The organism is Allobosea sp., from assembly GCF_048595345.1.
In the GTDB taxonomy this organism is placed as follows: domain Bacteria; phylum Pseudomonadota; class Alphaproteobacteria; order Rhizobiales; family Beijerinckiaceae; genus Allobosea.
In genome coordinates, this window is sequence record NZ_JBMDWH010000242.1 from 1 (window position 1) to 20,501 (window position 20,501).

The following is a 20,501-nucleotide window of genomic DNA, read 5'->3' on the forward strand; positions in this document are numbered from 1 at the left end:
TATCCGCTGCAACGTGATCGCACCGGGGTGGCATGGCGGCAGCCGGCTCGGCGAGGCCCGCAAGAAGTCAGCGAGCCCGGAACAGGAAGCTCGCTTCTTCGGAGAAATCGAGAAGCGTATTCCGATGCAGAGACGCGGTCATGTTCGCGAGTTGCTTGGACTGGCACTGTATCTGGCGTCGCCGGCGTCCGGCTACGTCACGGGACAACTGATGACGCAGGATGGAGGCTGGAGCGCCTGCTGACGCGATCTAGCTGTCTTCTCGACGCCCATTATCGATCAGGCCGCCCTTCCGATCTCCGGAATCCGGCCGCTTCTGCCCAGGAGATCGACCGAACCCACTCACTGCCAACGAAGGGATTTGCGATGCATTCCTACCTCGACCGCCATCAGGCTCACGTTCTGGGGATTCTGCGCATCGTCGCGGCCCTCACCTTCATTTCGCATGGCACTCAAAAGCTGTTCGGCTTTCCGGTCATGCCACCAAGCGGAAGCTTGCCACCGGTGATGTCTCTGTTCTGGTTTGCAGGAATTCTCGAATGCGTCGGCGGACTTCTCGTCCTGCTCGGACTTAAGACCCGGATCGCTGCGTTCGTCCTCTCAGGGCAGATGGCATTCGCTTATTGGATCGGGCACGCCCCGAAGAGCTTCTACCCCATCGTCAATGGCGGCGATTCCGCGATCCTCTACTGTTTCGTCTTCCTCTATCTGGTGTTCGCCAGCGCGGGCGCGTTTTCGGTCGACGGCCGCACGCGCAGCACGAGTGCCCTCGCTGGAGCATGATGCGAGGAAACGGCGGCCGCCGCCTCTGACCGCACAGACGCGCGGCAACAGCCAAGCTTCTGTCACACCGCAGCCCTCCGCAGCGATACCGCGCCCGGTCGATGGCGCGAGACGGGTGGCTGCCTGAAAATTCCAGAATGATAAAACGGAGGAGAAACCAGTGAAATTCTTACGTTCGATAGCGTTCATCGGCGCGATGATGACAGCCACCGTGGCAGCCCTGGCTCAGGAGCCCGCCTTGCCCGACTTCGCGCCGGTTTCGGCCGAGGTCAAATCACGAGCCTGGCCGATCGATCCCGCCAAGGGATATGTCGTGCGTGAGCTGAAGCCGACGATCTATATGGTCACGGATGGTCGTTACCAGTCCCTCTTCGTCGTGACCAATCGCGGGGTCGTCCTGTTCGATGCTCCGCCGTCTCTGCTGCGCAATATCGAGCCTGCCGTGGCAGAGGTCACCAAGCAGCCGATCGTGAGCTTGGTCTACTCGCACGGCCATATCGACCATATTGGCGGGGCCGGGGTCATCCTGAAGCGTCATCCCAATCTCGAGATCATCGCCGAAGAGGGCGTCGCCCATTTCCTGAAGGAACAGAAGGATCCCAACCGCCCGGTCCCGAACAAGACCTTCAAGGAAGCCACGACTCTCGATCTGGCGCCGACCACCGTTCAACTCAAGATCGGACACTGGCATTCGGCAGCAGGCGATCTTCTCGCCTATTTTCCTGCAGAGAAAATACTCATGGCGATCGATACGATATCGCCGGCCCAGACGATGTTCATGGGGTTCAATCTGACTCAGAACACCGAGGAGTACATCAAGGTCTTCGGCCAGTTGCTCAGCCTTGATTTCGAGACTCTCGTGACGGGCCATCGCAGCAACCCGGCGACCCGCGAGGATGTCGTCCAGATGCAGCAATTCGTCAATGACGTCTATGAAACGGCTAAAAGGGTTTCGGCGGCGGATACCAAGGTCGTGATCGGACGCGCGGTCGCGAAATACAAGGATAACGGATATGCCGTCGCACGCGCGGTGACCGACAGCCAGGTCGCGCAATGCGAGAAGGAGATCAATTCTCGCTGGCTCGAAAAGATTTCGAACATGGACGTCTATGCCGCCAGCCAGTGCATGGCCGCATTGGTGTATTTCCAGTTCGATGTCGGGCCGCGCTCCGGCGATTGAGCCGGCAAGGCAGACTCCGTACGGCTGCTCGAGATCGAATCCAGGAGCCAGAGCATCAATCAAACGGCCCCGTTCACCTTGTGGTGACCGGGGCCGTTTTCGTGGCAAATGCATGCGGCGCTCGGCGCAAATCGTCAGGCTTCAGGTCGATGATACCAAACTCGCATCAGGCCCTTCATGTATCGGCGCAACAGGCTGAGCTTCGTCCGCGACTGTCGGTGATACATGTGCGGCGGAAGTGCGAAAACGGCGCGGCCGCGGGCGAGGACAACGCAGCTCGCGCATGGCCCGCGCCTTCGTGAATCATCGGCGCCCGTTCAGACGAGACCGTGCCTAGTTTGGAGCACTCGCCGAGAGCGGTCGCGCGACCTGATATCGGCCGCCACCAAAAAGCAGCGGAGGCCTTCCCGTGGTTTCGATCCGTTCGACCCGACCGATGAAAATCACATGGTCACCGCCCGGATAATTCGTTTCGGCGGAACACTGCAGATAGGCCGAGCAGTTCGGGAGGATGGGGACGCCGCCCAGTCCGGCACTAACCTCGAGATCGGAGAACTTGTCGGGCCGGCCGCTCGCGAAACGGCTCGACATGTCGAGCTGATCGTCCGCGAGGATGTTGACGATGAAGTGCTTCGCCACGCTGAAGACGGGGAAGGTCGACGATGCCCGCCGCTGGCTCCAGAGCGCCAGCGGCGGGTCCAGGGACAAAGAACTGAAGGAGTTCACCGTCGTCCCATGAAAGCCTCCCTGCGGATCGGTCGTCGTGACTACCGTGACGCCGGTATAGAATGCCCCGAAGCAGTCCCTGAGTTCTCGCATGTCGAATGCGATCTCATGGTGGGCGGCGGATCGGTCGTTCAGCGAAAGGTGCATATCTCTTCCTGTTCGAGAGAGTGCCGATGGTAGATTTCTTATATTCTAGTATTTTAGCAATAGGCCGTCAACGGCCAGCCTCTCCGCCAGCGACGGGCCTCGAGCACTGATGGGGATCAAGTGCGGATCAAACTCAAGCGCAGGTACTGGCGTCGGGAGAGATCGGCCAGCTCGTCCTCAAAATCGAAGCTCGCACGCCCATTCTTTCCTGCATTTTTCTCCTAGATACCGTCAGTTATTCAAACTTGTTTCACAGAGCGACGAGAGCTGCGGTCATCCCCAGTTGCATCTCGTTCAAGTGCACCGCGCCTGTCTTGTCCGGTACGCATGTCTTCCATAAGCAATTGACTCAGCGAAGGCCGCCTTATAAAAATGCTAGAATGTTTGAAAGCACCGTTATGGCTCCCTAGGCCGTTCCGCGGAGCATTCAAGGCCCAGAAAGTCGAACGACACTATCAGGGGCGCAGGGAGTGAAAATGCCGGTATCCAAGAGCAACGGCGCAGTCCTCGCTTTGCGAGGCCGCTTCCCTTCCGCTCCTTCGCCCACGACGCGCACGCTTCCAGCGCTCCAGACAGCGCTCAGTTGGCCTGGACGGTCGATCCTCGCTCGCCGCTGATCGCCTGATCCGAAGCCACCCCGCAGCCGGAAACGGAAGTCCGCGATGAATCTCGATATTGCCCTCCTGCTGACGCGTGAGGGGGTCGCAAGTGGCGCCATCTATGCCCTCTTGGCATTGGGAACGGTCCTTGTCTTCAACATCACGCGGATCGCCTTCGTCTCCTATGGCGACCTCATCGCGTATTCGGCGCTGACGCTGGCAACGATCCAGGCGAACAGGCTTCCGGGAACGGTCTGGCTCGTGATGATCTTGTCGGGCCTCGCCATCATAATGGAAGGCTATGACCTTTATCGGCGGGGGCGCCTGAGACGGCCTTGGCGCTCGATCGTTACTTATGCGGCGCTGCCGCTTGCACCCGTCGCCGTTGCAATGCTTCTGCCGAGCTATGATCTGCCCATGGCTGCGCAGATCATCTTGACGATCGCGCTCATCGTGCCGCTCGGCCCTCTTCTCTACCGCGTCGTGTTCCAGCCGATGCGCTCGGCCTCGGTGCTGACCCTCCTCATGGCGGCCGCCGTTGTCCACTTTCCGCTTGCAGGCCTCGCGCTGCTGTTTTTCGGAGCCGAGGGCTACCGGACCAATCCCTACATCAGCGGAAGCGTCACGATCGGCGGTATCGAAATATCGGGCGAAAGCCTGGTGGTCTTCGGCGCGCTCGTGATGATTTCGCTCAGCTTGTATCTGCTCTTCGAGCGGACGCTTTGGGGTAAAGGACTCAAGGCAACTGCGGTCAATCTCGTGGGCTCCCGCATCGTCGGTATCCGCGTCGCTTCCGCTGGAACCGCAGCCTTCTCGATCGCGGCGGCGCTGGCGGCGGTCTCAGGTATCCTCATCGGCCCCAGTCTGACGGTCTATTCGGATACCGGCTTTCTTATCGGCCTGAAGGGCTTCGTGGGGGCGGCGATCGGCGGGATCGTGAGCTATCCGCTCGCCACCTTCGGCGCGTTGCTCGTCGCACTGATCGAGTCCTTCGCTTCCTTCTATTCCAGCGCCCTGAAGGATGTCGCCGTCTTCGCCCTCCTCATTCCGATCGTGATGCTGCGCTGGCTGTTCACGAAGACCGAGATCGAGCACGAGGAGGAGGAGGTGTGATGCCGGTTCGAACCGCTTGGATTCTTGCCGCGACTGTCGTCGCCATCGTCATCACGCCCCATGTCCTCAGCAACTTCTACATCGCACAACTGAACTTCATTGGGATCTATGCGATCGTCGCGATCGGTCTCGTCATCCTGACCGGCTCGGGCGGCTTGACGTCCTTCGGTCAGTCGGCCTTCGTCGGCCTCGGCGCCTATGCAACAGCGGTGCTGAGTGCGAAGCTTGGCTTTTCCCCCTGGGCCGGGCTGCCGGTAGCCGTGCTCCTCTCTGCCCTCTGCGCGCTGATCCTCGGCATGGTGACGCTGCATCTGTCGGGCCACTACCTGGCGCTGGTGACGCTTGCCTGGGGCATGGTCATCACTCTCCTGTTCGGAAATATTGAGGAACTCGGGGCGCATACCGGCATCAGCGATATCCCGCCGGTTTCGTTCTTCGGCGTTTCGCTGGCCCCGCAGGAACGCTACTTCTATCTTGTCGCGACCTGTCTCGCCGGGGTCATGATCGGCACCACCTGGCTGCTGCAATCTCGCCAGGGCAGGGCGATCCGTGCACTGCGTGGTGGCAGGACACTCGTCACCAGCCTTGGCATCGACGAGTTTCGCATTCGACTCGGGATATTCATCGTCGCGGCGCTGCTGGCCGGTCTCTCGGGTTGGCTCTACGCGCATTCTCAGCGTTATGTCGGCCCCGATCCGTTCAGCGTTCAGACCAGCATCGAGTTCCTTCTGATGGCGGTGATCGGCGGCGCCGGACACATCGTCGGCGCCGTGATCGGGGCGACGCTCTTCACCACGCTGCATGCGGCACTGCAAGACATCCTTCCCCTGTTCACGACCCGCGCGGGCAACATCGAGAAAATCGTCTACGGCTGCCTTTTCATCCTGGTGCTCCAGCATGCGCGGTCCGGCATTGTCGGCCTGATGCCGCGCCTTCGGCGGACGAAGCTGCGGCATGAGCAGTCAAGCGTCGAGCCGCTGCCCCGCCGCACACTTCCCCCCGCCGGCGAGAGGCTTCTTCAGGTCTCCGGCTTGACGAAAAGGTTCGGCGGCCTGACTGCCGTTGACAATGTCAGTTTCGAGATCCGCGCAGGAGAGATTATCGGAATGATCGGTCCGAACGGTGCCGGTAAAAGCACAACGTTCAACCTGATTTCGGGCGCGCTTCGGCCGACCCAGGGGACCGTGACCTTCATCGGGCGCAACCTCACTGCCGAGAAGCCCCTGAATCTCATCAAGGTGGGCGTTGCCCGAACATTCCAGCACGTCAAGCTGCGCCCCAACATGTCGCTCCTCGAGAACGTCATGCTCGGCGCCTATTCGCGGACCCGGACCGGATTCGTATCAGGCGCCCTGCACCTGGATATGCAGTCCGAGAGCCAGGTCCGTGCGGAAGCACTCGAGCAACTTCGGCGGATCGGGCTGATCGATCGAGCTCATGATCTCGTCGGCAACCTTCCGCTTGGGCAGCAGCGCGCCGTGGAAATTGCGAGAGCTCTCGCTTCCGACCCGATCATCCTCCTGCTCGACGAGCCCGCCGCGGGACTCCGCCGTCTTGAAAAAGATGAGCTCAGCAGCCTGCTCAAGGAAGTCTCGGCTGCCGGCGTCACCCTTCTCCTCATCGAGCACGACATGGAGTTCGTCATGGGCCTTGTCGACCGCATCATCATGCTGGATTTCGGCAAGCAGCGTGCCATGGGAACCCCTGAGGAGATCCGCGCCAACCCAATCGTCCGCGAAGCCTATCTGGGAGCGGCCCTGTGACCCCGCTCCTCAAGGTCAGCGAGGCCGAGGTCAGCTACGGGCCGATAATGGCGGTGCATAAAGCCAGCCTGACGGTCGATAAGGGCTCGATCGTCACGATCATCGGCGCGAATGGCGCAGGCAAGACCTCGCTGCTGAACGCGACGGCAGGGCTTGTCACGGCAAGCGGGCATTTCGAATTCGATGGCCAGAACGTAGATGTCCTCGATGTCGAGGACCGTCTGGAGATGGGGCTCTGCATCGTGCCGGAGCGAGGTGAACTGTTCGGCTCGATGTCGGTCGAAGACAATCTTCAGCTCGGCTTCTACACCCATCGCCGCGACCGGGCGGGCCTCCGGGCGAGACTGGCGGAGGTATTCGACTACTTCCCCCGCCTTGCCGAACGCCGTCTGCAACTGGCCACGACGCTGTCCGGTGGCGAAAGGCAGATGCTGGCGCTCGGACGAGCTCTGATGAGCCGCCCGAGACTTCTTTTGCTCGACGAACCAAGCCTTGGTCTCGCCCCCCTCATCGTCAGCGAGATCTTCCGGATCATCACGGCGCTGAAGCAGAGCGGCGTAGGCATTCTGCTCGTCGAACAAAACGCCCGAGCTGCTCTGGAATGCGCCGATTACGGTTACCTGATGGAGACCGGCGAGATCACGCTGCACGCCGCCGCATCCGCTCTGCTGGACGATCCGCGCCTCGCACGAGCGTATCTCGGAGGCTCCTGACCGGATTCACGCAGCCAAATTCTGGCGCTGCCGCAGAGTCGGCCGAGAGGCCTTCGAGCAAACCATAACAAACTGAGGGAGTAGGACGATGAATTGGATTTCGGACTGGGGCCGGGCATTTTGCATCGGCGCGATGCTGAGTCTCGGCTTTTCGTGGAATGCCGATGCCGAGATCGTCGTCGGCGGCACATTCTCGCTGACCGGCCCCGCTGCGGCACTCGGCACCTCGTTCCAGCGCACCCTTCCGCTCCTTCCCAAGGAAATCGCCGGCGAGCCGGTACGCTACGTCATCGTGGATGACGGTTCGGATCCTTCCGCGGCCGTGCGCAACGCCCGGAAGCTGATCAACGAAGACCACGTCGATGTGCTGATCGGACCGACCAACGCCGCCACGGCGTACGCGATCGCGCCCGTTCTTTCAGAATTCAAGGTTCCGCTCATTTCCGGTACGGCGCTCGACCTGTTTGGAGACAAGAGCGAATGGTTCATCAACGTGTCGCCGCCGATCCAGATGTGGGTTGCGAAGATCGTCCAGAATATGAAGGAAACCGGGATCAAGAAGGTCTCCTTTGTCGGCTACAACGATATCTATGGCGACACCGCGTTCGCCCATTTCAAGCGATACTGTGCCGAAGCCGGGATCGAGATCCTCTCGAATGAACGCTTTGCGCGCTCGGACACCAGCTTCGTCGGACAGGCCCTCCGGCTGGTAGCGGCAAGGCCGGATGCCATCTTCATCGCGGCATCCGGCAGCCCCGCCGTCCTGCCCAACGTCACGCTTCGCGATCGCGGTTTCAGCAAGCCCCTGTACAATGCGCCTGTAGCGGTCGGGCAGGACTTCCTACGTCTCGGTGGGGCAAAAGTGGAAGGCGTACTTGCCGCGGCCTTCCTGGTCTCGGTCGCGGGCCAGGTTCCGGACAGCAATCCTTCCAAGAAGGTGGTCGTCGATTTCGTCGAGAAATTCAGCAAGCTCTACCCGACGACGGAGCCCGATACGCAGAACCCCACAGCCTATGACTCCGGCATCTTACTCAGCTTGGTGGCGACGGAAGCCCTCAAGGTCGCAAAGCCCGGGACGGAGCAGTTCAGGCTCGCGATCCGCGATCGGCTGCATTCCGTCAGCGGCTTGGTCGGCAGTATCGGCGTCTACGACTTCAAGCCCGGTGAGCCTTACGGGGTCCAGAGCAACAGCCTGGTGATCGCCACGGTCAAGGGCGGCAAATGGACCTATCTGTCAAACTGACGCCATAGGCCCGATCGCACACGAGAGCCTTTTTGAGGGGCGGTCAGAACCACACCTCACGACGCTTTGAAGGCTCGCTGCCACCTATACCAGGCCGTTTAGCCCGGCGGGCGCCCGCGATGAGAGCCCACCCGAACGATAGGAGCATCCGAATGTTGACGTTCGATGGACGGCTGGGCGGCGTCTCACGCCGAGCCCTGGTCGTGATTGCGGCCCTTGGCCTGGCTACGGCCGTGCAGGCTGACGACTGGCCTTCCCGTCCGATCAAGCTCGTCGTTGGCTTTCCGGCCGGCGGTAGCCCGGATACGGTCGGGCGTATGGTGGCCGACAAGCTGACACAGCGGCTCGGACAATCCGTGATCGTCGAGTCGACAGTCGGCGCCGGTGGCGTTCTGGCGAGCGACATGGTGTCACGCGCTGCGCCTGACGGTTACACCATGGTTATGCTCACCGGCGCCCACTCCGGCACGGCCGCGACGCGCAAGAAGCTGCCTTACGACCCCGTGGACGGCTTCAGCATGATCTCCCTGGTCACCGCCTATCCCATGGTCGTGGCGGTGAAACCGGACTCTCCGATCATGTCCTTCCCGGATCTGCTGGCGCGCGCCAAAGCCGCTCCCGACAAGATCACCGTGGGCTCGAATGCTCCCGGAAGCGTGCACCATCTTTTGAGCAAATGGATCGACATCGAAGCCGGCATTGCGACGACAGCAGTACCCTATCGAGGCGACTCACAGGCGATTCTCGATGTCCTGGGCGGGCGGATCGACGTCATGATCGGTACGGCGACGGCACTGCTGGATCAGTCGCGCGCAGGTGCAGTCCGGCCCCTCGCGATCTCCTCGCCGCAGCGCTACGCGCTGCTGCCGGACGTGCCCACCATCGCAGAATCCCTGCCAGGCGTGGAAACGATGTCCTGGCTCGGTCTCGCGCTGCCGCCCAAGACTCCGCAACCGATCGTCGACCGCCTGAACCGCGAAATTCGAGATGTGCTGGCCTTGCCTGAGATGAAGGAGCGGTTTGCTCAGCTCGGAGGCGTTCCCAGCCCTTCCAGCCCCGCTGAGATGGTCGATCTGATCCGCCGAGAAGTCCGACGCTGGAGCGTCGTTGTCGAGCAGAAGAACATCGAGCGGCAGTGAGGACTTTATGGAGATTTTGTTCTGGCCTGAGTACACCGTGTTTTTGGAAATAAGCCATCACGTCAAAGTCAACTTCAGCATGGAGATTGATACTGCAACGGTCGAAGGTGACAGCTCGACAGGTGCCTCGCATTCTGACATTGGAGGCGGCCACAACTTGGTCAGGTCCAGCGTATTTGGCGATGTCAGCCAGCCAACATCTGGAGCATGGAGATGAGAAAGCGCTTCGCTCGCCAGAACTAGCTCAGCATCGAGGATAAAAGCGGCCCATTCAGCAAAGGGCGTAGCCGCTTACTGTTGCTATGGCGACCCCAGATCGAAGTATGAAGAGCGTGCCAATAGCCCCTGGAAGCACCAAGACAAGCAGCAGCCCGATATCGACAAAAAGGCGACTGGCCATAACTCAAATGTCTTGCCAGCCGATTCTGCGCAAAGGGCTGTCCCGCCGAACATGACGCTCACGATCACCGTGATCGGGTACGTAGGACTCCTCGTCTGTTCACGGATGCCGGCGACAAGGCCTATCACGCGGTCGGAACCGCATGTGGATGCAGAAGCAAGAGGAGGCACTTTCGACAACAAAGCCTCTTTCGACGCTGAAGCACATCGCCAGTTCGCGCGGGCTGAGCTCCATCTCGCGCAGCGCCAGCCCGACAATCTAACCATGGATCGGGTCAGGAGCCCAATTCCTGACACGATCCCCGGCGCGGGCGATGACAGGCGAGCGCCTCGACCTCACCGGCATGGTCCCGGTTGTACCAGCGAGAGAAAATGGCGTCCGGGATGCCGAGCATCACGGCGTTTGCCGCGCCGGCAGATGCGGTGATTCGAGCCCCTTTTTGGTGGAGCGCCGGAGATTGGAGTTTTGGACTTCGATGACGACGGATGGCTGAATGCTCTGCCGGCATTCTGCCGCAGGATTGGGAGCTTGTTGCCGATGGCCTAGTGTGGCCGGCCCCCGTCGTAGTATTGACTCAAGTCGCCACAATTTCGATCGTAGCCGCAAAGGGCAAGAACAGTGGATGTGTAGGCACTGGCTCTGAAAAAGGTCCGCTGAACGCCTCTATAAAGGCATTGTAGGCCGGCTTACGCGCATACTACGGGTGCAGAAATTTGCGTTCGTCATACCGCGGCATTTAGCATTGAGTCTTTTCGTGTACGCGCGAAGTTTAGATGTGAAGAAGCTGGCGCAGCCAATGAGCTGTCCGCCCCGTCCGCCCCGTCCGTGGCATCAACCCCGGCGGACGCGACGGACAGTGCGGACGGAGTTATCCCGCTCATTGTACTCGCTCGTAATCGCGATGATACGGGTTCTGTCCTTTCCTTCGCGCTCGAATTCGATCGTGATGGCGTTTGCGCGCAAGACGGGTGCGAGCCTGCGCAGCCGGCCGGCGAGCGCGGCTGGATCGATCCGCTTGTCCGGACCCATGCGCGTCTCGAGGGCCTTGGCCAGATCGGTGGCCGTCCCCTGCCAGTGAGGGTGGTTCTGCGTCAGCTTGGCGATGGCGCTGACGACGGGATCGCTATCGGCGAGGATGGCCGAACTCAGCGCGCGATTGGCGTCGTAGGCGGCCATGAAGCAGCCCGGGTCTCCAAAGCACCCTTCGATGGCGATGCCGAGACGCCCGAACCCGGCCATGCGCGGGAGGCGCTCGGGTGATAGTGTCGGCAGCATGGCCAGCGCAAAAGACATCAGGTTGAGCAGTGCGCCGAACATCTCGGACCGGCAGGCCTCGAAGCGGGCAGCTAACGTGGCCGGATCGATACGTTTATGGTCCGGGATTGCCGGCAGGTTGAGGACAATGGCCCGATCGGCGAGGTCGGGCCGCGTCACGACGTCCTCGATGGCGTTGAGGACGATCGGCTTGACCGCCCGGAAGTAGACCTCACCATCGTCGGTGAAGATCTGGCGCAGCGCCATGCCGCCACCTGAGGCGACCTTACAGAAGGCATCGCTCAGCCAGTCGCCCATGGTCGAGATATTGTCATAGACGAGAAGATGCGTATTGGCGCAGGCGATATAGAGGTCGCGTTCACTTCGTGGCAGCGCGCGAAGCGGCAGGCGGCTGGGGTCGACGAGGTCGTGGAGCATGCCAGCCAGAAAGGTCTTGCCAGACCCCTGTTCCCCGCCGATCGCTAGCAGCGGATAAGGCCCGGTCGGCATCAGCGCTGCAATGCACCAGGTGATGAGGAGCTGGTAGGATGCGTCATCCGGGAGGTTCAGCAGATCGCGGATCACGTCGATATCACCGTTGCCGCGCGGCCTCGGTAAGGGCAGGCTGAGGTTGCTGCGGATGAAGTGGACCGGCGGGGATATGACGAGGTGCCAGTCCTTTTCGTCGATCGAGATCGCGCAGCCACTCTCATCGCCGAGGTCGATATAGATTTTGCCGTCATGCAAAGCCGTGCGCAGCCAGACCGGCACCTCGTCCGCGATGCTGGCCAGGTCGGCGAGTGCCGTGGTCGCAGCCTTGACGGCCGATGCGGAAGGGGTCCGATGATATTGGTCGCGGAACCGCAGGCGCAGCCAGGTCGCAAGTCCAGGCCCCGACACCTGAAACGTGCGCCGCCCCTTGGCGGTGGCGACGGTGGCATAGCCCCGCGACTGCCATTGCGAGAGCTTGGCCTCCTTCTCGCCGATCGCGACGAGGAGATCGGCGTCGGTCAGCTTTGGGGCTTCCCCGGCGCTCACGAAGCGTGCTTCCGATCGGCCTGTCGCGCGGAATCGCCATCGAGATCGATAGCGACGATGAGCGCATCGCCGTCGCGGCGGATGCGGACATCGATCCTCGAGACGTCGGCGATGTCTAGCCGCAGCGACGGCACGCCGCAGGTCTTGGTCTCGGTGTTGGTATCGGCCACTGCCTCGGTCGCCTTGACCGACATCGCGTCGGCCGTCGCCGTCGGCTCGGGCATGGTCCAGCCGATGGCTTCGAGAAGAGACCGCTTGATCCGCTCTCGACGCTCTTCCTCACGCCGATACGCGACCGCGGCTCGATAGGTGGCGGGATATTGATCCTTGAACATGTTGGTGGCCTTTCGGTGTGGGTGGCATGGTTAGGGAAGATTGCGCGTCGGAATCCAGCGCATGGTGCCGGTGGCCGGATCGATGCCTGGCAGGCAGTACCGATCTTGCCGGACCCAGCCGGGGATCGAGCAGTCCTCGAGGGCTTTAAGAAGCCCGCTGTCGGACATCCGCCGCGCGCGCTCGCCATCAGCGGTAAGCGCCCAGTGAAGCGCTTGCCGGTCGCGGCCGACGATCTGGAGCGTGGCGAGCGTGTAGCCCAGGCAGCCGCAACCAAGGCCGAGAACCGCCCCTATGATCCAGCCCCCGATGTGGTTACGGCGGCGCGCCTTCGCGCGAGCTTCAGCTTTGCTGGTCCGGTCGGCGGTCGCCGCGGCAATATCGCTCTTCAGGGACTGGAAGAGGACGAGCATCGTCGCGACGGGCGAGCCCACTCCGAGCTTGAGGGTGGTCGCGGCGTGCAACAGAGCCTGAAACTCGGCCGCCGTAACGGGGCGGCCGAGCAGGTCCTGCGAGAGATCGTTGAAATCCTCGCGGGTCATTGCGATCACCAGTCGAGGAGCGGTGAGAGCGCGCGGCGCGAGTGCGGCGCCCAGGTCTCGAGCGTGCACCGGTCGGCGATGTCATCGGACTGCATGATGCTGATCAGCGACTTGCGGTCGGTCTTGAAGCGCCTGGCGAGGGCAGAGGGCATAACCGGCAGGTCGATGACGCGCTTGGCCGCCAGAAACTCCTGGCCGAAGTCCGACTCGTTGAAGACCTCGAACTCCTCTGGGCGACCGAAATGCCGGGGGCGAACGACGTAGAACACCGAGTGGGGCATCGCCTCACGCAGCGACTGGATGTGGATCACGCTGTCGGTGTCGAGGTCGATCGTGATAGCCACATTCAGGCTGCGATGCGCGTGGTGAGCCGCAAGATCGAGGATGCCCAGGTTGCGGGCATAGACCTCAGCGAGGCCAGCGCCCGTCGAGATGGCGATCGGCCCATCGATGCGCGGATCGCTGAGCCGGCGCGCAACGGTGGTGTACCCGGCGTCGCTGTCGAGCGCGACGCACTCACACTTGATCTCGCTGCCATAATGGGCCCGGTAGAGATCGGGGTTCGACAGGTCGGCGTCGATCAGCCAGATCTGCTTCTCGACGGAATGGTAGAGGTGCAGCAGGATCTGCTCGACGACGGTCGATTTGCCCGTCCCGCCCTTGGGCTGGAGCACGATGTAAGCGGGCGAAAGCATCGTGCCGGCGGCAGTCTGGTCGCGGCGGATGCTGCGGGGCGAGTGCGCCTCGCCCCGGTGGATCGTAGTGGTCATTTAGGTCTTCCTCTTTCTCTCGAAGTCGGCCCCCGGATCGAATGCGCCTGGCATGGGCGACTCGTCAGCAGGGTTGGGCGCCGACGCGGTCGTGGCCCTGCTGCGCTCCTCGCGAGGCTGATCCTCGCGGGAATCCTGAATCGGCTTGGAAATCTCGGCAGGCGCCGCAGAGAGCGTCACGGCCTGCGGGCGGACCGTCGAGCTGAGCTCTAGCGACATCCGGCCCTTGTTGATTTCGGTCATGTACTGCTTGATCGTGGCAGGCGCGATCCTGCGGCCGCTCCACTCCCAAAGCTTCGCCCCGATCTCCTCCCAGGAGGCACCGGCCTTCCGCATCGCGACGATGTGGGAGTGGTATATGCGCACGACGTCCGCATTGCTGCCGATCGTGGCGGGGCGCCCGGCGAGATAGGCCCGAAGGTCTTCGTCAGCCTTACGCCTGCGGTAAGAGAGATCGTCGTCAGTCATGTGATGCCTCCGGTCTTGAAGGTGGCGGGTCGATGAATGGCTGTGAAGCATTGATAGAAATTATATTTTCCAATACGCATGTATACAGACGCATACGTCGAAATTCGCATGCCATACGGATGACAAAATAAGTATTGAAAGCCTGAAAACTTCTGTTTTTGTGAGAGGGCGAGTTAGTTCGATGTGCACAAATCTTCGATGAGCACATCAAGCTCGGCAGGGGAGATCCCCGTGCACCCCAACCGGCAAGCCGGTGCGCCTCACGGCGCCGGCTCCGCCGCAAACAGAAGGAGAGCCCCTAATGGGCGACCAGGGCGCGAATTTCGTCTCGTTTCGGATCGACGTAGAGGCGGCCGGACAGTTGGCGACAGTGGCCGAGGCGGCCGGCTTGAAGCCCAATGCCTGGGCGAGGGCGCAGCTGCTTCGGCTGCTCGGCCAGAAGGTAAGAGCCCCAGCAGTCCGGCGCGCCGCGGCGTATGCTGAGCTGTTGGGCGAGGTGCTGAGCGAGCTCCGCGCCCACGGCAGGAACCTCAACCAACTCGCCAGGCTGGCGAACGGCACCGGCTCGCTGGTCTCGGTGATCGCCGACATCGCGAGGATGACTGCCTCGACCGAGGAGGTGATGGCCCGCGTGCTTGACCTGCTCAGGATCGAGGAGGACGCCTGATGATCATCATCACGACCCCAAGGAGGATCGGCGAACTCGGTCGCCATCTCCACAAGACCGGTCGCGGATCGAATAAGGAGGTTCTCATCCGCGCTGACCTGATCCGCGACGTTCCCGCCGACACGGCGCTCGCCCTTCGGATCATGGCCGCGATTGCGCGCCGGAACCGGCGCGTGAAGCGGGACATCGTCCATCTCAAGATCGCGCCGAAGCTGCCCCTTAGCGCCGAGATGCTGGAGCGGGTCCTGACCGTATTCGAGGAGGAGTATGGCATCCCGTTCGATGCCCCCCGCCATATCGTCGAGCACGACAAGGGTGACCGTGCGCACCACTTCCACGTGAACTATTCGATGGTCGTGCCGGAAACCGGGAAAGCCCTGCGCTTCACCGGCTCGGCCGAGCGCGATGAGATGATCGCGCGGCGCCTCGAGATCGAGCTCGGCGAAAGCCTGACGCCAAGCCTGCGGGTTGAGCGTGTTGCGCAGCTGCTGCGCGAGCGGGGGCTGTGCGAGCTCGCCGACCTTGCCGCCGCCGGGCCGATCGCCGAGAAACGCCTCGGCCGGTCGAAGTCCGAGCGCCAGCAGCTCGATCGGCTCGAGGCCGATCCCGATCTGCTCGACGCAAGGCTTCTGCAAGCTTGGCGTCGATGCGGCGGAGATATCCATCTGCTTCCGGCGGAACTGGGAAGGCTCGGCTTCCGTCTGGCCGCTGGCGACAAGCTCGTCGCAGGCGTACCCTTGGTCCGCGTGATCGACACCGAGACGTTGGTCGCCACGAGCCTGACCCGTGACCTGAATAGGATTCGGAAGGCGAGCGGCGAGGCGGACCGGTTCCGCGAGCCTGAGATCGGCGGTGCCATTGGGCCACTCCCACCCGAAGCCGAAGTCAAAGCCGAACTCCGCCGGGACGCGCCACAGCGCAGCTCTGACGCCCTGCTGCGCGAATTCGACCATCTCGCCGACGAGATGACGTTCGACGGCGAGCACGAGGAGGCCGCCAAGGCGAGGAAGGGCCGGGACAGGCTCGCGGCCCGGCTGTCGGTCGAGGAGAAGGCCGATCTGCGCGCTCGGCAGGGCCGGGTTCGCGAGCACTATCGCCAACGCGACCGGGTTCGGCGTGCCCGGGTCAATCGCGCCTTCGCCGCCGCGAAGGTTTTCGGCGATCGGAGGGTCAGGAAGGTCGCGTTCTACGCGGTGGCCGTTGGCCTGCTCGCGAGCGGAGCCGGGCTCGTCGCCGCGCTCGCCGCAGCCGGTATCGCCGTTGCGGCGCTTCCTAGCTATCTCGGAGCTAAGCGAGTCCGCGCCGCCGCCGACATGGCCGCCGTGCTGGAACGCGCCGCAATGGCCAGGGAGGTCGATCTCGAAGCACAGCGCTTCTTCCGCGAACGCGCCGTCGCCAGGCGTATCGCCGAACAGCAGCAGCGGGCTCGAAACGAGAGAATGCGCACCGCGCAGGCTGCAGCGGCTCAGCTTGCCAGGACCGAGCAGTTGCGGCGCCAGCAGCAGCAGCTGGAGCGGCAGGGCCGGCATGCGCAGACCGAAGCCACAGCTCGCCGCTACGCCCAGCAAGCCGCTCGCCTCGTTCCCCAGCCCGGCGGTCAGGGTCCGTGAGCGTGGACCAGACCGTCCGCACGAGGCCAGCACCACGCCAGAGGCCGCACGGGGGCGGTATGGAGCGCTAGGAGGTGCCGCGTTCCCGCATTCGACGCTTGAAAGAGGTCAAATTCGAGAGTAGCGTCGTCGATCATCAGCCGTGACATCCGGAAAGCTTCCGTTTGGTATCCGGCTGTTATCTTCCTCTTTTACGCCTCCCCTGTGCGGCTCAGCACCAATTGTGCCGGCCTAACGGAAATTTGCCAGGTGCTTCAGTCTGTTGGGCTTCTCGCTCATGGTGATGCCGCACCGGATCTGATCTGCGCATCCAAAAGCGAAGGGGTCCGCCCGCGGTTAAGTTTTGCTGTCAAAAGGCATTGTCCAGCTGCTCAAGAAGCCAGGCCAGCCACTGCTTTTCCAGGTGGTCGCAGGTGCGACATCGGTCACCTCACCCATCCGGCCGGCGAACGCCTTCCTGAGCGATCTTCGTGACCGCACGGCACAAGGAGGGTAAATTCAAGCACATCACGTCCGCGCAAGGGCGCGACGTTGGGCTGACTGGAACTTCGCGCCAATAGCTGACATTGGCCTTTCCGCTGGGAGCGGACATTCCGAATTGAGGGATTTTGTGGCGGCTGGCGACCGACCAGTATCGTAGCACGGGTAGCGGCTCTGCCCAGAGACAGGCGCCTCACTGTCGCGGCTACTGAGGGTCTCTCGTTCTAAAAGGTGACGACTGCGAACGGCGGGCGTTTTGGTCGATGGCCTGAGCCACGGGGGTGAAAAGCTCCGCGGGCAGATCATGTCCCATCCCCTCGATCAGCATCAGCTCCGCACCAGGGATCGAAGCCGCGGTGTCCTGGCCGCAGTCGGGGCTAAATAGAGGATCCTTCGTGCCGTGAATGACCAGGGTTGGCGCGGTTATCATAGCCAATCGAGAACGACGGTCACCGGCCAGAGCAATGGCCGCAAACTGCCGTCCAAATCCGCCCCGCTCGCGACCCCGCCGAACCTCTTCCTGCAGGAGGACACGACAAGCCCGTTCGTCGAACGTATAAGCAGTGCCGCTGATGCGCCTTGAGAAGGCAACGCCGTGATCCAGGAAGCCCGCTTCGTTCGAAGCTGGATCGGGTACGGGCTTCAGCATCATCGCCATGACGTCGGGGTCCGGTGGTGGCAGAGCCGGGTTCCCCGTCGAGGACATGATCGAGGTAAGCGACAAGACGCGGGATGGGTACTCGCTGGCCATCATCTGAGCGATCATGCCGCCCATGGAGCGCCCGACAACGTGGGCATTCGGGATTGCGAGGGCGTCCAGAAGCCCGATTGCATCGGCAGTCATGTCGGCAAGCGTGTACGCTAAAGGCGGCCTCTGCCCCTCCATAAGGAGGGACACTAACGTTCCGACATCGAAGGTTTCATGCTTCTCGAAGGAGGTTGAACCCCCGGTATCCCGATTGTCGAACCGGATCACCCGATAACCCAACTCGGCCAGCTCTCGGCAAAACGGCTGGACCCAGCGGATCATCTGCGTCCCCAGTCCTGAGATGAGCAGGATAACCTCCGCCGCGTCGTCTCCGAAGCTGTCATAGGCGAGGGTGATGCCGTTGCTGTTCGCAGTTTTCATGTCGCTGCCGCCACCCGTCAAATCCGGGGCGCCTGAAGTTTGTCTGCCCAGTGCGAAAGCCGCTCTTGCAGGAGGCGAGCACGAACATAGTCGATCTCTTCATTCTCCAGACGCTCGAGGATCTCGAATGTGAAGGCGTCTGCTCCTTCCGCCCGCCACGCCTCTTGGAGAGAACGATGCGTGTTGTTTCCGAGCCGGAGGGTGAACCAAAGCCGGTTCTGGATCTTGGACAGGTCAGGCGATTGTCCCACCCAGATTGCACCGGTGGGCACGCAGCGAACGGCATAAATGCCGGTCTCGATCTCTCGCTCCCTGTAAGCCGCCACGGCTGCCTTCCGATCGACCCGTTTCATCGCATTAGTGCCTCCTGATGGTGGCGACACCTAGCCGAAGCCATTTGAGAATGCAATATTACCCGGATTAAATTGGCTTGTGCCCTTCTTGGAGTGACCCGATGTCCCATGACACATCCGAGGCTTACACGGCTTTTGTCGGAACGAGGCAGCTGGCGGCTGGATCTCTCATCGACGTGGCTCTGGCGGTCAAGGCTGTCGAGGGCGACGATGCCGATGCGCCCATACTGGCTTTCGACGATGCCACTGGTTCTGTCGTTGATCTCGACCTCCGAGGCACGACCGCTGAAATCGTTGCGCGTTTAAGCGAGCGCAAAAAGGGGGAGACAGCAACAGCCGAAGCGCAAGCGGCTTCGGATACCGATGCGGTGCCGCGCGGGCGCGGACGGCCGAAACTGGGGGTGATCGCCCGGGAGGTCACTCTCCTTCCGCGGCACTGGGATTGGCTTTCGGCACAGCCTGGTGGGGCGTCGCAGGTTTTACGTCGACTCGTAGACGAGGCCCGCCGATCCAATGCCGGCCAGACGGAGGTCAAGTCGGCGCGCGAAGCTGCCTACCGCTTTCTTCACGCCTTGGCCGGTGACCTCCCTGGCTTCGAGGATGTCATTCGCTCTCTGTTCGCGGGGCATGAACAAGACTTCGCCGATCGCATGAATCCTTGGCCGCCCGACGTCAAACGCTACGCTTTGAAGCTGGCGACTAGATCGGGTCCGCTTCTTGCTGATCGCGAGAGGAATTGAACTGGTCGATAGCCACAGCCGCTCAAATAGTTGCGTCTGGCGCAGGTGCGCCGCTAGCGGCGCTTGGCTGCCTCGCGCCAAAAGCCGACGTAGCCCAGCCGCCTGAAAGCAGACGGAAGCTGCGCTGTTAGGCGAGGCCGCCATCTGCGGCTATTTCCATATTGCCTACGCCTTCAAGACGGGACGCTCGCCCGCGCCCTACGCCGTGAGTGGCGTCAAGGTGGAGCGGTCGGGCGGGCGCGACCGCGTCTTATACCGGCGCCGGCCCGACGGAATGGCCGCGAGGTCGTCGGGCATTCCCCAGCGCAGCTTCCACTCGCGGCTCGTCTTCGAGCGGATCATAAGCGAATAAGGCGTCACCCGCAAAACGATCTGGCCAAGCCGGCTCTATTGGTTCAGCGCGTGGGGCTTCCTAAGCGGCAAGTCTACGAAGGTTCGCTGTTACGAGGGCTTCGCACTCTTCCGGCGGAATTCCTCGCGCCATTGCGAGCTTATCCCCGACGCCTTGTTCGAGCGCTGTGTCGCGCTGCGGTACGGTGTGGCCGAGGCGACGCCCGCCCAGCACGAAGCCTACCTGCTCATGCTGATCCAGGCCGCTTTCAAGGCGCTCGACCTCGCCAGCCGCCAGACTTCGAATCTGCGCGAGCTACACCGGGCGAACCACAAGAGCAACCCGCGACCCATCCGGCGCAGCGTTGTCGACCAGGCCGTCGACGGCGTCCCTAACCCGGTCATCGGCGACAGCCACCAAGTCAACGAGGTCGACCGGTTCATGCTCGCGATCCTTGGGCGTGTGAACCCGGCCAAGGTCTGGCGTGACAAGGCGCACCAAACCTTGGCCTTCCAGTGGCTGGTCGCCATCGGCGATCTCGTCCGGACGGGAAAGATGATCGTGTCCTGCCTGATGGCGCAAGAGTTCATCCTCGTCCATCGCGAAAGGCGGCTGAACCGGAGCATCGATGCCGGATGGATCGTCTTCGACGCTACCCTGGCTCTGGCAGTCGAAGAGCGTTGCAGCTGGAACAAGGCTTATCGCGAGTTGCTCTTGCTCTGCGAGGACGCCATGCGCGGCAGCAGGGCCATGATCGTCTCCCGCACCAGCTGGGGCAAGGCTGTCCTAGTTACGAAGCCGCTTGGCCTGGAAGCCAGCTTCGCGGTCGAGACACCCATCTGGCCTGCTGCCGGTTTCGTGGACACCGAGATTGGGTGTTTCATGAAACCGGAGGTGGGGTATGCGACGAAGGCAATTTGGGCGTGAGTTCAAGATCGAGGCGGTCCGCCTGATCAAGGACCGCGGAGTGAGTGTGGCGC

20 protein-coding genes are annotated in these 20,501 nt (G+C 62.3%); 12 read left to right on the plus strand and 8 right to left on the minus strand.

What is annotated here, in order from left to right; translation table 11 throughout:
* The 3 genes from ACOJTB_RS20980 to ACOJTB_RS20990 all read left to right on the plus strand — a co-directional run.
* Positions 1 to 244 (plus strand): SDR family oxidoreductase (locus tag ACOJTB_RS20980; protein WP_420104463.1); only part of this gene is annotated, 244 nt, incomplete at its 5' end.
* 122 nt (positions 245 to 366) lie between these two features.
* Positions 367 to 783 carry a DoxX family protein gene (locus ACOJTB_RS20985; protein WP_420104464.1) on the plus strand — a complete coding sequence of 139 codons (417 nt, stop codon included), beginning with the start codon at positions 367 to 369 and terminating at the stop codon, positions 781 to 783.
* 160 nt (positions 784 to 943) lie between these two features.
* Positions 944 to 1,963 carry an MBL fold metallo-hydrolase gene (locus ACOJTB_RS20990; protein WP_420104465.1) on the plus strand — a complete coding sequence of 340 codons (1,020 nt, stop codon included), beginning with the start codon at positions 944 to 946 and terminating at the stop codon, positions 1,961 to 1,963.
* Between the two features lie 333 nt (positions 1,964 to 2,296).
* Here ACOJTB_RS20990 and ACOJTB_RS20995 read toward each other — a convergent pair whose 3' ends face one another.
* Positions 2,297 to 2,836 (minus strand): flavin reductase family protein, encoded by a 540-nt coding sequence (locus ACOJTB_RS20995; RefSeq protein WP_420104466.1) that lies wholly within the window; start codon positions 2,834 to 2,836, stop codon positions 2,297 to 2,299.
* Positions 2,837 to 3,498: 662 nt separating this feature from the next.
* Between ACOJTB_RS20995 and ACOJTB_RS21000 the strand changes: the two genes are divergently transcribed.
* The 5 genes from ACOJTB_RS21000 (at position 3,499) to ACOJTB_RS21020 (ending at position 9,406) form a co-directional block, all read left to right on the plus strand.
* Positions 3,499 to 4,548, plus strand: a complete 1,050-nt coding sequence (locus tag ACOJTB_RS21000) for a branched-chain amino acid ABC transporter permease (protein ID WP_420104467.1) — start codon at positions 3,499 to 3,501, stop codon at positions 4,546 to 4,548.
* Positions 4,548 to 6,311, plus strand: coding sequence for a branched-chain amino acid ABC transporter ATP-binding protein/permease (locus tag ACOJTB_RS21005; RefSeq protein WP_420104468.1), 1,764 nt, complete (start codon positions 4,548 to 4,550; stop codon positions 6,309 to 6,311). Before ACOJTB_RS21000 ends, ACOJTB_RS21005 begins: the two co-directional genes overlap by 1 nt.
* Positions 6,308 to 7,024 carry an ABC transporter ATP-binding protein gene (locus ACOJTB_RS21010; RefSeq protein ID WP_420104469.1) on the plus strand — a complete coding sequence of 239 codons (717 nt, stop codon included), beginning with the start codon at positions 6,308 to 6,310 and terminating at the stop codon, positions 7,022 to 7,024. The genes ACOJTB_RS21005 and ACOJTB_RS21010 overlap by 4 nt, the downstream gene beginning before the upstream one ends.
* A gap of 88 nt (positions 7,025 to 7,112) precedes the next feature.
* The gene (locus tag ACOJTB_RS21015) at positions 7,113 to 8,267 is read left to right on the plus strand and encodes an ABC transporter substrate-binding protein (RefSeq protein WP_420104470.1); all 1,155 of its coding nucleotides are present in this window, start codon (positions 7,113 to 7,115) and stop codon (positions 8,265 to 8,267) included.
* A 152-nt stretch (positions 8,268 to 8,419) separates the two neighbouring features.
* Positions 8,420 to 9,406 carry a Bug family tripartite tricarboxylate transporter substrate binding protein gene (locus ACOJTB_RS21020; RefSeq protein ID WP_420104471.1) on the plus strand — a complete coding sequence of 329 codons (987 nt, stop codon included), beginning with the start codon at positions 8,420 to 8,422 and terminating at the stop codon, positions 9,404 to 9,406.
* A 1,231-nt stretch (positions 9,407 to 10,637) separates the two neighbouring features.
* Here the strand turns inward: ACOJTB_RS21020 and ACOJTB_RS21025 are convergent.
* The 5 genes from ACOJTB_RS21025 to ACOJTB_RS21045 are packed head-to-tail and all read right to left on the minus strand — an operon-like array spanning position 10,638 to position 14,211.
* A complete protein-coding gene (locus ACOJTB_RS21025; protein WP_420104472.1) occupies positions 10,638 to 12,098 on the minus strand; it encodes a hypothetical protein in 1,461 nt (486 codons plus the stop codon).
* Positions 12,095 to 12,433: a hypothetical protein gene (locus ACOJTB_RS21030; protein WP_420104473.1), complete on the minus strand. Its 339-nt coding sequence runs from the start codon at positions 12,431 to 12,433 to the stop codon at positions 12,095 to 12,097. The genes ACOJTB_RS21025 and ACOJTB_RS21030 overlap by 4 nt, the downstream gene beginning before the upstream one ends.
* 30 nt (positions 12,434 to 12,463) lie before the next feature.
* Positions 12,464 to 12,973: a hypothetical protein gene (locus ACOJTB_RS21035; RefSeq protein ID WP_420104474.1), complete on the minus strand. Its 510-nt coding sequence runs from the start codon at positions 12,971 to 12,973 to the stop codon at positions 12,464 to 12,466.
* A 5-nt stretch (positions 12,974 to 12,978) separates the two neighbouring features.
* The gene (locus tag ACOJTB_RS21040) at positions 12,979 to 13,743 is read right to left on the minus strand and encodes a hypothetical protein (RefSeq protein ID WP_420104475.1); all 765 of its coding nucleotides are present in this window, start codon (positions 13,741 to 13,743) and stop codon (positions 12,979 to 12,981) included.
* Positions 13,744 to 14,211, minus strand: coding sequence for a hypothetical protein (locus tag ACOJTB_RS21045; RefSeq protein ID WP_420104476.1), 468 nt, complete (start codon positions 14,209 to 14,211; stop codon positions 13,744 to 13,746).
* Between the two features lie 301 nt (positions 14,212 to 14,512).
* Here ACOJTB_RS21045 and ACOJTB_RS21050 point away from each other — a divergent pair, with 301 nt between their 5' ends.
* Together ACOJTB_RS21050 and ACOJTB_RS21055 are read left to right on the plus strand one after the other, a co-directional pair.
* Positions 14,513 to 14,878, plus strand: coding sequence for a plasmid mobilization relaxosome protein MobC (locus ACOJTB_RS21050; protein ID WP_420104477.1), 366 nt, complete (start codon positions 14,513 to 14,515; stop codon positions 14,876 to 14,878).
* Complete coding sequence (locus ACOJTB_RS21055) at positions 14,878 to 16,488, plus strand: hypothetical protein (protein WP_420104478.1); 1,611 nt, start codon at positions 14,878 to 14,880, stop codon at positions 16,486 to 16,488. The genes ACOJTB_RS21050 and ACOJTB_RS21055 overlap by 1 nt, the downstream gene beginning before the upstream one ends.
* 685 nt (positions 16,489 to 17,173) lie before the next feature.
* On the opposite strand, the gene ACOJTB_RS21060 is transcribed toward ACOJTB_RS21055, so the two are convergent.
* Together ACOJTB_RS21060 and ACOJTB_RS21065 are read right to left on the minus strand one after the other, a co-directional pair.
* Positions 17,174 to 18,097: an alpha/beta fold hydrolase gene (locus ACOJTB_RS21060; RefSeq protein WP_420104479.1), complete on the minus strand. Its 924-nt coding sequence runs from the start codon at positions 18,095 to 18,097 to the stop codon at positions 17,174 to 17,176.
* Positions 18,098 to 18,114: 17 nt separating this feature from the next.
* Entirely contained in the window at positions 18,115 to 18,450 is a 336-nt protein-coding gene (locus tag ACOJTB_RS21065) for a GIY-YIG nuclease family protein (protein ID WP_420104480.1), read from the minus strand.
* Positions 18,451 to 18,551: 101 nt separating this feature from the next.
* Here ACOJTB_RS21065 and ACOJTB_RS21070 point away from each other — a divergent pair, with 101 nt between their 5' ends.
* Entirely contained in the window at positions 18,552 to 19,190 is a 639-nt protein-coding gene (locus ACOJTB_RS21070) for a DUF2239 family protein (protein WP_420104481.1), read from the plus strand.
* A gap of 505 nt (positions 19,191 to 19,695) precedes the next feature.
* Positions 19,696 to 20,448: a hypothetical protein gene (locus ACOJTB_RS21075; RefSeq protein ID WP_420104482.1), complete on the plus strand. Its 753-nt coding sequence runs from the start codon at positions 19,696 to 19,698 to the stop codon at positions 20,446 to 20,448.
* The last annotated feature ends 53 nt before the right edge of the window (positions 20,449 to 20,501 follow it).

Coding starts and splice junctions, on each gene's coding strand:
- ACOJTB_RS21020 (WP_420104471.1), top strand. CDS start 8,420: ATGTTGACGTTCGATGGACGGCTGGGCGGCGTCTCACGCCGAGCCCTG.
- ACOJTB_RS21000 (WP_420104467.1), top strand. CDS start 3,499: ATGAATCTCGATATTGCCCTCCTGCTGACGCGTGAGGGGGTCGCAAGT.
- ACOJTB_RS20995 (WP_420104466.1), bottom strand. CDS start 2,836: ATGCACCTTTCGCTGAACGACCGATCCGCCGCCCACCATGAGATCGCA.
- ACOJTB_RS21035 (WP_420104474.1), bottom strand. CDS start 12,973: ATGACCCGCGAGGATTTCAACGATCTCTCGCAGGACCTGCTCGGCCGC.
- ACOJTB_RS21065 (WP_420104480.1), bottom strand. CDS start 18,450: ATGAAACGGGTCGATCGGAAGGCAGCCGTGGCGGCTTACAGGGAGCGA.
- ACOJTB_RS21060 (WP_420104479.1), bottom strand. CDS start 18,097: ATGAAAACTGCGAACAGCAACGGCATCACCCTCGCCTATGACAGCTTC.
- ACOJTB_RS21040 (WP_420104475.1), bottom strand. CDS start 13,743: ATGACCACTACGATCCACCGGGGCGAGGCGCACTCGCCCCGCAGCATC.
- ACOJTB_RS21055 (WP_420104478.1), top strand. CDS start 14,878: ATGATCATCATCACGACCCCAAGGAGGATCGGCGAACTCGGTCGCCAT.
- ACOJTB_RS21015 (WP_420104470.1), top strand. CDS start 7,113: ATGAATTGGATTTCGGACTGGGGCCGGGCATTTTGCATCGGCGCGATG.
- ACOJTB_RS20985 (WP_420104464.1), top strand. CDS start 367: ATGCATTCCTACCTCGACCGCCATCAGGCTCACGTTCTGGGGATTCTG.
- ACOJTB_RS21045 (WP_420104476.1), bottom strand. CDS start 14,211: ATGACTGACGACGATCTCTCTTACCGCAGGCGTAAGGCTGACGAAGAC.
- ACOJTB_RS21050 (WP_420104477.1), top strand. CDS start 14,513: ATGGGCGACCAGGGCGCGAATTTCGTCTCGTTTCGGATCGACGTAGAG.
- ACOJTB_RS21070 (WP_420104481.1), top strand. CDS start 18,552: ATGTCCCATGACACATCCGAGGCTTACACGGCTTTTGTCGGAACGAGG.
- ACOJTB_RS21030 (WP_420104473.1), bottom strand. CDS start 12,433: ATGTTCAAGGATCAATATCCCGCCACCTATCGAGCCGCGGTCGCGTAT.
- ACOJTB_RS21005 (WP_420104468.1), top strand. CDS start 4,548: ATGCCGGTTCGAACCGCTTGGATTCTTGCCGCGACTGTCGTCGCCATC.